At 61.1% G+C, this 12,613-nt stretch carries 11 protein-coding genes and 1 pseudogene; 3 read left to right on the top strand and 9 right to left on the bottom strand.

The features are described from left to right. Positions 1–15: 15 nt before the first annotated feature. The 9 genes and pseudogenes from IB248_RS21905 to urtA all read right to left on the bottom strand — a co-directional run bounded on the left by IB248_RS21905 (position 16) and on the right by urtA (position 7,643). Positions 16–321, bottom strand: coding sequence for an urease subunit beta (locus tag IB248_RS21905; protein ID WP_018858233.1), 306 nt, complete (start codon positions 319–321; stop codon positions 16–18). Between the two features lie 10 nt (positions 322–331). Next, the gene (locus IB248_RS21900; RefSeq protein WP_018858232.1) at positions 332–586 is read right to left on the bottom strand and encodes a DUF1272 domain-containing protein; all 255 of its coding nucleotides are present in this window, start codon (positions 584–586) and stop codon (positions 332–334) included. 7 nt (positions 587–593) lie between these two features. Continuing rightward, on the bottom strand, positions 594–896 hold the full coding sequence (locus IB248_RS21895) for an urease subunit gamma (RefSeq protein WP_018858231.1): 303 nt from the start codon (positions 894–896) through the stop codon (positions 594–596). 20 nt (positions 897–916) lie between these two features. Beyond that, positions 917–1,738, bottom strand: coding sequence for an urease accessory protein UreD (locus IB248_RS21890; protein WP_169683560.1), 822 nt, complete (start codon positions 1,736–1,738; stop codon positions 917–919). A gap of 180 nt (positions 1,739–1,918) precedes the next feature. Then, on the bottom strand, positions 1,919–2,614 hold the full coding sequence (gene urtE / locus IB248_RS21885; RefSeq protein WP_018858229.1) for an urea ABC transporter ATP-binding subunit UrtE: 696 nt from the start codon (positions 2,612–2,614) through the stop codon (positions 1,919–1,921). A gap of 1 nt (position 2,615) precedes the next feature. Continuing rightward, the gene (gene urtD, locus IB248_RS21880) at positions 2,616–3,371 is read right to left on the bottom strand and encodes an urea ABC transporter ATP-binding protein UrtD (RefSeq protein ID WP_169683562.1); all 756 of its coding nucleotides are present in this window, start codon (positions 3,369–3,371) and stop codon (positions 2,616–2,618) included. A gap of 105 nt (positions 3,372–3,476) precedes the next feature. Beyond that, positions 3,477–4,541: pseudogene (gene urtC / locus IB248_RS21875) on the bottom strand (urea ABC transporter permease subunit UrtC); the annotation flags it as partial. Beyond that, positions 4,538–6,157 carry an urea ABC transporter permease subunit UrtB gene (urtB, locus tag IB248_RS21870; RefSeq protein ID WP_169683564.1) on the bottom strand — a complete coding sequence of 540 codons (1,620 nt, stop codon included), beginning with the start codon at positions 6,155–6,157 and terminating at the stop codon, positions 4,538–4,540. The pseudogene urtC and the gene urtB, both read right to left, overlap by 4 nt. 193 nt (positions 6,158–6,350) lie before the next feature. Continuing rightward, positions 6,351–7,643, bottom strand: a complete 1,293-nt coding sequence (gene urtA / locus IB248_RS21865) for an urea ABC transporter substrate-binding protein (RefSeq protein WP_018858225.1) — start codon at positions 7,641–7,643, stop codon at positions 6,351–6,353. A gap of 217 nt (positions 7,644–7,860) precedes the next feature. Here urtA and IB248_RS21860 point away from each other — a divergent pair, with 217 nt between their 5' ends. Genes IB248_RS21860 through IB248_RS21850 form a run of 3 tightly spaced genes read left to right on the top strand, consistent with a single transcriptional unit; the run spans position 7,861 to position 12,588 of the window. Continuing rightward, on the top strand, positions 7,861–11,247 hold the full coding sequence (locus tag IB248_RS21860) for an ATP-binding protein (protein ID WP_169683566.1): 3,387 nt from the start codon (positions 7,861–7,863) through the stop codon (positions 11,245–11,247). After that, complete coding sequence (locus IB248_RS21855) at positions 11,240–12,151, top strand: response regulator (RefSeq protein WP_018858223.1); 912 nt, start codon at positions 11,240–11,242, stop codon at positions 12,149–12,151. The genes IB248_RS21860 and IB248_RS21855 overlap by 8 nt, the downstream gene beginning before the upstream one ends. After that, positions 12,148–12,588, top strand: a complete 441-nt coding sequence (locus IB248_RS21850) for a GNAT family N-acetyltransferase (protein ID WP_348648614.1) — start codon at positions 12,148–12,150, stop codon at positions 12,586–12,588. Before IB248_RS21855 ends, IB248_RS21850 begins: the two co-directional genes overlap by 4 nt. Positions 12,589–12,613 lie beyond the last annotated feature (25 nt).

Genomic DNA, 12,613 nt, shown 5'->3' with positions numbered 1-12,613 from the left:
TGCTCCCGGCCCACTCTAGAGCTTGCCCATGACCAGCTGGCGGAAACCGTAGACTTCGCGCTTGCCGGAGAGAGGGATGAGCGTCACCGAGCGCGTCTGACCGGGCTCGAAACGTACGGCCGTGCCGGCCGGGATATCGAGCCGCATGCCGTGTGCCTTCTCCCGATCGAAAGAGAGACCGGCATTCGTTTCCGCGAAATGATAGTGGCTGCCGACCTGCACGGGGCGATCGCCGGTGTTCGAGACCTCAAGCGTCACTGTCGGCGCGCCGACGTTCAGCTCGATGTCGCCGCTTGCGGCAATGATTTCTCCTGGGATCATGATCTTCTCCTCACGCAGCCTTGATGGGCCCGCAGCCCTCGGCTTTCAGAACGCGCTTTGTCGACGCCGGGTACTTGGCAAGCTTGGCAGCGGGGCGCGCCGGGCGGCGCACAAGTTCGCCGCCGCAATTCGGGCAGATGCCGCCGAGAACATCGGCAACGCAATCGGCGCAGAACGTGCATTCGAATGTGCAGATCATTGCCTCAGAACTGTCGGGCGGAAGATCCTTGTCGCAGCATTCGCAATTGGGGCGCAGCTCCAGCATGGGAACCTCAGCGGATCGGTTCGTGGACGGTGACGAGCTTGGTGCCATCAGGAAAGGTTGCCTCGACCTGGACGTCATGGATCATCTCCGCGATGCCTTCCATCACTTGGTCACGGCCGACGACATGAGCCCCCGCCTCCATCAGTTCGGCGACCGGACGCCCGTCACGCGCGCCTTCGACGACGAAATCGGTGATCAACGCGATCGCTTCGGGATGGTTGAGCTTGACGCCCCGTTCCAGCCGCCGCCGCGCGACCATCGCCGCCATCGAAATCAACAGCTTGTCTTTTTCTCTCGGTGTGAGGTTCATCATGCATCCATCTGCTTCAACTAGAGATTCCAGACTTTCGGCACCGGCGCTCCATCGCGCAAGGCCGAAATGATCGGGATGAGAATTTTTCTCAAGGCAAAACCATCGGGCGCTGAAAGGCGCACGACAAGCTTGCCGGCCCAGCTGCTGGCGCCGCCCATATGGCCCTCAAGCAGCGGGCGCACTGCACCGAGGTAGGCTTCGGCGCGCGGCCCGACATACAGCAGCGTTGCAAACGCGACCTTGCCTGACAGCACGGCATCGGCACCGGCGAACATTGCAACATTTCCCTGCAGCGCCAGGTCCTCGGCGTGGCAGAGCCGGCCTGCCTTGCGAATACGCCAGCGGTCGCGAAAGAGGCCGCTCTCCACCGCCTCCCCCATCGCCTTCCGGCCAAGCAGGATGGCCTCGACGGCCAGGAATTCGGCATCATCATCGAGATCAACGTCGAGCTTTCGAAACAGCGATGAACGATCGAACAGGATGGTTTCCTGCGGCAACCAGTCCACCCGGGCGTTTGCGCCCACGGTAATGCTGGTGTTGACCTCAGCCGTTCCTGCCGATGCCTTGTAGATCTTCTCGCAGGCCTGCGTGGTGACGTCGATGCGGGCGCCGGGACCAGCCGCAACGCTCCAGTTCATTCGGTCGCCGCCGGTGAGGCCGCCCGCGGTATTGATGATGACGGCTTCCATGGAGGAATCGAACGTATCCGGAAGCCGGATCTTGCCCGCTCCTTCCTGGTAGAGTTCCTGCAGGCGCGTACGCCCGTCGAGCATCCTCGCAGCCAGATGCCCGCGCCCCTCGGCTCTCTGCGGTCTCGTAGCTGCCCCCGCGTTCGTCATTCCGTCCCTTCCCAATGGACCGCCGGTTGACCCCGGCCGTTTTCATTGAAGTCACTAACTTGCAGAAAGCAAGCAATTCCCGTGCCGCTCCGACACACTCACCACGATCGGACCGGCGGCAACGAGATCCCTCAGAAACTGCCGAGGAAAACAGCATCTGCCCAACAGATTACCACTGGATCATACAGTCAAATGACGACGCGCTTCCGGCGTATCGAGCGTTTCCGCAAGCCCCTCGTGAACGATCTCGCCGCGATCCATGATGTAGACGTAGTCGGCAAGTTCGCGGCAGAAATCGAGATACTGTTCCACCAGCAGGATCGCCATCCCGGCACTGTCGCGCAGATACCGGATTGCCCGGCCGATATCCTTGATGATCGACGGCTGGATGCCCTCGGTCGGCTCGTCGAGCACGAGGATCTTCGGCCGCGTTACCATCGCCCGGCCGATCGCCAGCTGCTGCTGCTGTCCGCCGGAAAGGTCGCCGCCGCGACGTCCAAGCATGGTCTGCAGCACAGGAAACAGGCTGAAGATATCGTCGGGAATATTCTTGCTGCCCCGTGAAAGCGGCGCAAAGCCGGTCTCGAGATTTTCTTTTACCGTCAGCAACGGAAAGATCTCACGCCCCTGCGGCACATAGCCGATGCCCTGCTTGGCGCGCGCATAGGGCGGCAGGCCGTTGAGCCTGGTGTCGTTGAACGTCACCGTTCCCGCCGACAGCGGATGCTGGCCGGTAACGGCGCGGAGAAGAGAACTCTTGCCCACGCCGTTACGCCCCAGCACGCAAGTGATCTTGCCCATTTCCGCCTTGATGGAAATGCCGCGCAGCGCCTGAGCGGCGCCATAGTGAAGGTTTGCATTTTCGACTGTCAGCATCTCAGCGCCCCAGATAATTCTCGATCACCTTCGGATCGGAGCTCACAAAATCGATCGATCCTTCGGCCAGCACCGAACCTTCGGCAAGGCAGGTCACCTTGACGCCGAGATCGCGGATGAAGCCCATGTCATGCTCCACGACGACGACCGAGCGGGTCTTGGCGATCTCCTTGAGGAGGATCGCCGTTTCCGCGGTTTCGGCGTCCGTCATGCCGGCGACCGGCTCATCGATCAACAAAAGCTTCGGTTCCTGCGCCAGAAGCATGCCGATCTCCAGCCACTGCTTCTGGCCGTGCGAGAGGTTGGCGGCGAGTTCGTCGCGCCGATGCGTCAGCCGCACGGTCTCAAGGATCTCCTCGATGCGCGCCCTGTCTTCCGCGGAGAGCCGGTAGAACAGCGTCGAGAAGACATCGCGCTTGCGGTTCAAGGCGAGTTCGAGGTTGTCCCACACCGTGTGACTTTCGAAGACCGTCGGTTTCTGGAACTTGCGACCAATCCCGAGCTGCGCGATGTCTGCCTCGTCGAGTTTGGTGAGATCGGTCTGCCCGTTGAAGAACACCTCGCCTTCATCCGGTCGCGTCTTGCCGGTGATGATGTCCATCATCGTTGTCTTGCCGGCACCATTCGGGCCGATGATGGCCCGAAGTTCGCCGGGCTCGATGACGATCGAGAGCGAGTTCAGTGCCTTGAAGCCGTCGAAGGAAACCGAGACGTTGTTGAGATAGAGAACGCTGTTTGGTTTGACGTCAGGGATCATGATCGCTTACTCCGCCGGCTGGATTTTTGCATCGACACCCTCTTCCTGAAGCGCGGGCGGGATCGCCTCCGTCTTCGGCTTGCGGCGCGTGAAGTACTGGCCGATGGTCCCGACGATCCCCTTTGGCAGGAACAGCGTGACGAGCACGAAGAGACCGCCAAGCGCGAACAGCCAGAACTCGGGGAAAAGGCCCGTGAAGATCGTCTTGCCGCCGTTGACCAGAATGGCGCCGATGATCGGCCCGATCAGCGTCGAGCGTCCGCCGACTGCCGTCCAGATGACCACTTCGATCGAGTTGGCCGGCGCGAATTCGCCGGGGTTGATGATGCCGACCTGCGGCACGTAAAGCGCACCGGCAATGCCCGCCATCATCGCGGAGACGACAAAGGTGAAGAGCTTGAAGTGCTCGACGCGGTAGCCGAGGAAGCGCGTGCGGCTTTCCGCATCACGCACGCCGACCAGCACCTTGCCGAACTTCGAGCGGACGATGGCCGAGGCAATCATGAGCGACAGTGCAAGGAAGATGGCGGTCGCTGCAAACAGCGCAGCACGCGTGCCATCAGCCTGAACGTTGAAGCCGAGAATTTCCTTGAAGTCGGTCATGCCGTTGTTGCCGCCGAAGCCCATGTCGTTTCTGAAGAAGGCTAGCAGCAGCGCGTAGGTCATCGCCTGCGTGATGATCGACAGGTAGACGCCGTTGACGCGTGAGCGGAAGGCGAACCAGCCGAACACGAAGGCCAGCAGTCCCGGCACCAGCAGAACCATCAGCGCCGCGAACCAGAACTTGTCAAAGCCGTACCAGAACCACGGCAGTTCCTTCCAGTTCAGGAACACCATGAAATCCGGAAGGATCGGGTCTCCATAGACGCCGCGCGAGCCGATCTGTCGCATCAGATACATGCCCATCGCATAGCCGCCGAGCGCGAAAAAGGCGCCGTGGCCAAGTGAGAGAATGCCGCAGAAGCCCCAGACAAGGTCGAGCGCCAGCGCCAGCAGGGCGTAGGTGAGATACTTGCCGAATAGCGCCATGATATAGGTCGGGATATGCAGCGGATTGGTCGGCGCGGTCATCAGGTTGAGAACCGGCACCAGCACGGCGACTGCAAGCAGAATGACGATCGCAGCGACGATCTTATGGTCGAGAGACCGAAGCAGGAAGGCCGTAATCATGCTTCCACCGCCCTTCCTTTGAGTGCGAAGAGCCCACGCGGACGCTTCTGGATGAACAGAATGATGAGGACGAGCACCAGGATCTTGCCGAGCACGGCGCCGGCGAAGGGCTCGAGGAACTTGTTGAGGACACCGAGCGACAGCGCACCGACGAGCGTGCCCCAGAGATTGCCCACGCCACCGAAGACCACGACCATGAAGCTGTCGATGATGTAGCTCTGCCCGAGGTTAGGCGACACGTTGTCGATCTGGCTGAGCGCGACGCCCGCTATGCCGGCAATGCCGGAGCCGAGCGCGAAGGTGAATGCATCGACCCAGCCGGTGCGGATGCCCATCGACGAGGCCATGCGGCGGTTCTGCGTAACCGCGCGCATCTGCAGGCCGAAGGCCGAGCGCTTCAGGAGAACGAGCAGCGCGAAGAACACAGCCATCGAGAAAACGATGATCCAGAGGCGGTTCCAGGTGATCGAGAGCCCGCCCAGTTCAAATGCGCCGGACATCCAGCTTGGATTGCGCACCTCGCGATTCGTCGGGCCGAAGATCGTGCGAACCGCCTGCTGCAGGATCAGCGACGCGCCCCAGGTGGCGAGCAGCGTTTCGAGCGGCCGGCCATAGAGATAACGGATGACGACCCGCTCGATGACAAGACCGACAAAGCCGGTGAAGACGAAAGCCACCGGCACGGAGAAGGCCAGCGAATAGTTTCCGAGTTCGGGAAATGCGGAGCTGATGTACTCCTGCACGACGTACGTCGTGTAAGCGCCGATCATCACCATTTCGCCATGCGCCATGTTGATGACGCCCATGACGCCGAAGGTAATGGCAAGGCCGATCGCGGCCAGCAGCAGCACCGAGCCAAGCGACAGCCCGTACCAGATGTTCTGCCCGACATCCCAAAGCGCCAGGCTGCGGTTGATCGCGTTGACATGGGTCTGGATAGCACCCTTCAGTTCCTCAGGCGCGGTCGCCATCGCGGAATTCAGGATGGTCAGCGCATCGCGCCCGCCGCGCGCAGCGACCGTATCGATCGCGGCCTTCTTCTCTTCGGCGCTGACATCGCTCTTCAGCACCATGACAGCGCGCGCCGCTTCCATCGCATTTTTGACCTCGGCGTCGTTTTCTTCAGCCAGCGCCGACGTGAGGAGGTCAAGATTTGCCGGATCGGCGTCCTTGAGCAGTCCTTGGGCTGCCGCAAGCCGCGCGCCCCGATCCGCGCTCAGGAGCGTCAGCTGGCTGGTGGCGGTGGCAATCACCGTACGCAGCGAGTTGTTGATCTTGACCTTGGACATATAGTCCGGATCGACGTCGGAAACGACCGCGCCTGATATCGGGTCGGCATAGGTCGGCTCATCCTCGGTGCCGCCCTGCACCAGCACAGGACCGCCGGTCTCGGAATTCACGTAAAGCTGACCATCGCTCAGCAACTGCAGGATCTCGCCGACACGCGGGTCCTTGGAGGCGACCAGTGCCTTGATCGCGGCTTCGCGCTCAGGGAAATCGCCGACGCCAAGCGCATCGATAAGGGGGTGAATGTCTTGCTGTGCCTTGAGCGCGGTCGCAAAAGCCGGCATGGCCAGGCATAGGGTCAAAAGCAAAATCTTGATGGCGCGATACATCGGCTCTCTTGCCTCGGTTATCGTTGGCCTTCCGGCGCAATCGGGAAAAATAAGCCCTTAAATCGGCATCGATCCACCATGGAACCGCCGCCGTCCGAAGCATCAAGGCTGCGCTCCGGAGATGGACCTTCCGCCCGGACAGGAGAGACCGGGCGGAAGTCTTCAGGCGTCAGAGTGACGGGGTGGTTCGCACTCAGGAGCCCTTGCCGCCGCACTTGCCCGAGGCAACGTTGAAGTTGCCGCAGTTCATGGGCTTGCGCCAATCGGAGATCAGGTCCTTGGAGTCCGGCAGGAAGTCGGACCATTCGTCGCCAACGACCGCCGGGGTCTGCTGAACGATTTCGAACTGGCCGTTCGCCTGGATTTCACCGATCAGAACCGGCTTGGTGATGTGGTGGTTCGGCATGACGGTCGCATAGCCGCCCGACAGGTTCGGAACCGTGGTGCCGATGATCGTGTCGAGAACCTTGTCCGTGTCGGTCGTGCCGGCAGCCTGAACAGCCTTAACCCATGCGTTGAAGCCGATATAGGCAGCTTCCATCGGGTCGTTGGTCACGCGCTTGTCGTTCTTGGTGAACTCGTGCCACTGCTTGATGAACTTCTTGTTCGCCGGGCTTTCGACCGACTCGAAGTAGTTCCAGGCAGCGAGGTGACCGACGAGCGGCTTGGTGTCGAGACCGGCAAGCTCTTCTTCACCGACCGAGAAGGCGACGACGGGAATGTCGGTTGCCTTGACGCCCTGGTTGCCGAGTTCCTTGTAGAACGGAACGTTGGCGTCACCGTTGATGGTCGAGACCACCGCCGTCTTCTTGCCGGCCGCGCCGAATTCCTTGATCTTCTTCACTTCCGTCTGCCAGTCGGAGAAGCCGAACGGCGTGTAGTTGATGATGATGTCTTCCTTCGGAATGCCCTTCGAGACGAGATAGGCTTCCAGGATCTTGTTGGTGGTGCGCGGATAGACGTAGTCGGTGCCTTCGAGAACGAAGCGCTTAACGCCTTCCTTTTCCATCAGGTAGTCGACGGCCGGAATCGCCTGCTGGTTCGGAGCGGCACCCGTGTAGAAGATGTTGCGCGAGGACTCTTCGCCTTCATACTGAACCGGGTAGAAGAGGATCGAGTTGAGCTCTTCGAAGACCGGCAGGACCGACTTGCGCGACGAGGACGTCCAGCAACCGAAGACGGCGGCGACCTTGTCCTTTTCGATCAGCTCGCGTGCCTTTTCGGCAAACAGCGGCCAGTCGGAGGCCGGGTCGACGACGACAGCTTCGAGCTTCTTGCCGAGAAGGCCGCCCTTCTTGTTCTGCTCGTCGATGAGCATCAGCATGGCGTCTTTCAGCGTCGTTTCGGAGATCGCCATCGTGCCGGACAGCGAGTGCAGAACGCCGACCTTGATGGTGTCGTCAGCCGCAACGGCTCCGTGGAATGCGGCCGTGGCCGACATGACGGCGCCGAGTGCGGCGCCCGTGATATAGGACTTGAGATTCATCTGGTTGATCCCCTCTTCTTGTTAGACAACAGGCCGAAAACGGAAGTTAACTGTTGCTTAAAGGACTATCCGGTGCTGCACTGCGAAAGCGTATACGTGATATGACGTAGGTGACGGGGCGAAATGTGCAGTTCTGTGCTGCGCCGCACTCTTAAGCCTCGCGTGGTTCCATGTTACGAACGCATGACAAGGGGAACAAAGGGGCTGGCACTAACGCATGGCAGCGCGGCAACGCATCATTCCGGTCAGGCGCGAATACAATCGCTGGGTGGCGAACCAGACGCTGGAGGACTATGCGCTGCGGTTCACCGCCAAGAGCGCCCGGCAGTTCTCCTCGCAGCGCATCTCGCAGACGGCAATCGGTGCCATCTCCTTCCTGGCGCTGGAAGCGATCGGTGGCGCCATCACGCTCTCCTACGGCACGACCAACGCCTTCTACGCCATCATCGTCGCCTCGATCGCCATGCTCGCCATCGGCCTGCCGATCAGCCGCTACGCGATCCGCCACGGCGTCGATATCGACCTGCTGACCCGCGGTGCGAGCTTCGGCTATATCGGCTCCACGGTCACGTCCCTGATCTATGCCAGTTTCACCTTCATGCTGTTTGCGATCGAAGCCTCGATCATGTCCGGCGCGCTGGAGCTGACGCTCGGCATCCCTCTGTGGATCGGCTACATCATCAGCGCCGTCATGGTCATTCCGCTGGTGACGCACGGCGTCCGGCTGATCAGCCGATTCCAGTTGCTGACCCAGCCTTTCTGGATCGTCCTCAATGTCCTGCCCTTCCTCTTCATCGCCGTGATGGACTGGGAGAAATTCGATCTGTGGCGCGCCTTTGCCGGCATTCGCCATGCTTCGGGGCCGCCGGGCACGGTCGCACCTTTCGATCTCGTCGAATTCGGCGCCGCCTCAGCCGTCATATTGGCGCTGATGTCGCAGATCGGCGAACAGGCCGACTTTCTGCGCTTTCTACCCCCGGAGAAGCAGACGAAATGGCGCCACCGCCTCGCGGTCTTCCTCGCCGGCCCAGGCTGGGTGATCATCGGGGCGCCGAAGCTGCTAGCCGGCTCCTTCCTCGTCGTGCTGACGTTCGCGTCCGGCGTGCCGGTTGATCGTGCCGCCGATCCCGCCCAGATGTATCTGACCGCCTTTGGATACATGATCCCCTGGCACAACGCCGCCCTGCTGCTGATGGCTGCCTTCGTGGTCGTATCGCAGTTGAAGATCAATGTGATGAACGCCTATGCAGGCTCGCTCGCCTGGTCGAACTTCTTCTCCCGCCTCACTCATAGCCATCCCGGCCGCGTCATCTGGCTCGTCTTCAACGTGGCGATCGCCCTTCTGCTGATGGAACTTGGCATCTATAGGCTGCTCGAGGAAACGCTCGGCATCTTCTCGATCATCGCCATGGCCTGGCTCTGCACGATCTCGGCGGACCTCTTCATCAACAAGCCGCTCGGCCTTGCGCCTCCCGGCATTGAGTTCAAGCGCGCTCACCTCTACGACATCAACCCCGTCGGCCTCGGCGCCATGACGCTATCGGCCGGCATCGCGCTGGTCGCGCATTTCGGCGTCTTCGGCTCCATCGCAGCCTCCCTCGCGCCTTACATCACGCTTGTTGTCGCGCTGATCGCCTCGCCGCTGATCGCCTGGAGTACGAAGGGCAGGTTCTATCTCGCTCGCAAGCCGCGCCACAGCTGGAAGAACCTTACCAACATCACCTGTTCCGTCTGCGAGCATCCATTCGAGCCTGAAGATATGGCCTGGTGCCCGGCCTATGCGGCACCGATCTGCTCGCTCTGCTGTTCGCTCGACAGCCGCTGCCACGACATGTGCAAGCCGAAGGCGCGCTTCAACGCACAGGTTGGCACGGTCGCCAAGGCAGTACTGCCGGGGAGCGTCGTTGAGAAGCTGACCACACGCCTCGGTCGCTATGGCATCGCCGTCGTGCTCGCCCTGACGGCCGTCGGAACCATCCTCGCGATGATCGCCCATCAGGTTTCCTCGGCGTCACCCGAAACCGCCGACGTCGTCAACGGAACGATCCTGGTAGTCTTCTTCGTCTTCGCGGTGATTGCGGGAGTCGTCTGCTGGTTTTACGTGCTCGCGCATGACAGCCGGGTCGTTGCCGAGGAAGAATCCTCTCGCCAGAATACGCTGCTGCTGAAGGAAATCGCCGCGCACAAGAAGACCGACGCCGCCCTTCAGACCGCCAAGGAAACAGCTGAAGCCGCCAACCGTGCGAAGAGCCGTTATGTCGTCGGCCTTAGTCACGAATTGCGCACGCCGCTGAACGCCGTGCTCGGCTACGCGCAGATTCTCGAACGCGACGAAACCATTCCCACTCCACGACAGTCGTCGATCAAGGTCATCCGCCGCAGCGCCGAGCATCTCTCCGGTCTTATCGACGGTCTCCTCGATATCTCCAAGATCGAAGCCGGGCGCCTGCAGGTCTATTCCAACGAGATCAACATTCAGGATTTCCTGGATCAAATCGTCGACATGTTCCGCCCTCAGGCCCAGGCCAAGGGATTGACGTTCCATCACGACCGCTCACCCGCCCTGCCCCACTTCGTACGCACCGACGAGAAGCGGTTGCGCCAGATCCTCGTCAATCTGCTCTCCAACGCCATCAAGTTCACTGACGAAGGCAGGGTCACCTTCGACGTTGGCTATCGCAGCCAGGTCGCCACCTTCACGGTCAGCGACACCGGTCGCGGCATTGCCGAGAAGGACTTGAGCCGTATCTACGAGCCGTTCCAGCGTGGCGAAGCCGACAGCGTCCGGCCGATGCCGGGCCTTGGCCTCGGTCTGACGATCACGCAGCTTTTGACCAACACGCTGGGCGGCGAAATCTCGGTGAGCAGCGAGAAGGATCGCGGAACGGTCTTCCGCGTTCGCCTCATGCTTTCCGCCGTGCCTCGCGAAATGACGGTCCCGCCACAGGAGAAGAAGATCGTCAGCTACGACGGTCCTCGGCGCACGATCGTCGTCGTGGACGACAATGAGGACCACCGCGAGATGATGCGCGAGGTGCTCGCCCCACTTGATTTCGTCGTGCTGACGGCGGCAAGCGGAGCCGATTGCCTGACTTTGATCGAAGGCATCCAGCCCGATCTCTTCCTGGTCGATATCTCGATGCCGGGCATGAATGGCTGGCAACTCGTTTCGCGCCTGCGCGCGAACGGCCAGACTGCCCCGATCGTCATGCTGTCCGCCAATATCGGCGACGCCGCCGCACACCGCGATAGCGATGACAGCCACAATGATGCCATCGGCAAGCCTGTCGACATCAAGCAACTGCGTGACAAGCTTGCGCTCCATCTGGGTTTGAGGTGGATCTATGCGGAGGCGATCCCGCCCGCCCCCGCCAAGCACGACCGGCCGCTGGTCAGTCCAGGACACTCCCATGTTCAGGAATTGTTGCGGCTCGCCGAAATCGGCTACATCAGAGGCATCGAGGCAAAGCTCGGCGACCTTGCCAAGGTAGAAGCAAATCAGCCATTTACAGAAGAACTTCGCTCCTATGCGGCCTCCTTCGATCTGAACGGCCTCATGAATTTCCTGCACCGTTTTGACGAGAAGGTAGAAACCCTTGGCTGAGCTCCCGCGCGACATTGTTCTGCTGGTGGATGACTCGCCGGAGGCTTTGGGGTTCCTGACCGATGCTCTGGAGCAGTCCGGATTCTCGGTCCTGATCGCCACGTCAGGCTCGGCTGCCCTGAATATTGTGGAGCGCATTACGCCCGATCTCATTCTGCTGGATGCGGTCATGCCCTCCATGGACGGCTTTGAGACTTGTAGGAGACTCAAAGCCAACCCGGCAATCAGCCAGATACCGGTCATCTTCATGACCGGCCTGACAGAAACCGAGCATGTCGTTCGTGCACTCGAATCCGGAGGCGTCGACTACCTGACGAAACCGATCAATATCGACGAGCTGCGAGCGCGGATCGGCGTCCATCTGCGCAACGCCCGTTCCACACAGAGCGCGCGCGTTGCGCTGGACGCTGCCGGCCGACATTTGCTCGCCGTCAAGGGCGACGGCGATATTCATTGGTCGACGCCACAGGCAACACGCCTCGCCAACGCTGCGATGAACCGAGATGATGCCATGGACACGGTGGTCGGCAGGATTGCAGAGTGGATGAAGACCCGCCCGGCCTCGGCGCGCGAGGGCGCGATCTCGCTTTCGCATGCCGGCAAGGACGTGCTTCAGCTGGCCTTCCTGGGCGCGATCGGTCCGGATGAATATCTGTTTCGCCTGACGGCAAACAACGCGCGGGCCGACGACGAGGTGCTGCGCCGGCATTTCTCGCTGACACAGAGGGAATCCGAAGTGTTGTTATGGATTGCCAAAGGCAAGGCCAACCGCGATATCGGCGAGATTCTCGGCCTGTCGGCGCGCACCGTGAACAAGCATCTCGAACAGATCTATGTGAAGCTCGGCGTCGAAAACCGTGCCTCGGCGGCGGTCAAGGCCGCTCATGTCTTGCATGAGACGTGAACGATCTAGAGTCGGAGAGCGCAGCATTGATCCGTAGGGCGACAAATCAGAATATTGCCCGGATCGTCGAAATCCGCGCCGGGGTATCGGAGAACATCCTGTCCGATCCCTCCAAGGTTACCCTGGACGATATCAATTGGTTCATTGCCAATCCCGGCATCTTTGTCGGGGAAGAAAATGGCAAAGTCGCCGGCTTCTCGGCGGCGGACACCCGCGACGGCTTCATCTGGGCATTGTTCGTGGACGAGCAGTACAGCGGTCGCGGGATCGGGCGTGCCCTGCTTGAACGCGCGTGTCAAACGTTGAAATCCGCCGGCTTCGAGCGGATTCGCTTGACGACGGATCCCGCGACGAGAGCCGAAAGGCTTTACCGACGCGCCGGCTGGCGCCTGATCGGCCATCGAGACGGCGAGCTACTCTTCGAACTCAGCCTCTAGCAAAACTCTCGCGGAGGAAGAGGCA

It is taken from the genome of Rhizobium sp. RHZ01 (genome assembly GCF_014851595.1).
Classification (GTDB): domain Bacteria; phylum Pseudomonadota; class Alphaproteobacteria; order Rhizobiales; family Rhizobiaceae; genus Rhizobium; species Rhizobium altiplani.
The sequence above is the reverse complement of the archived record's forward strand: the minus strand, read 5'-3'. Positions and strand labels throughout refer to the sequence as shown.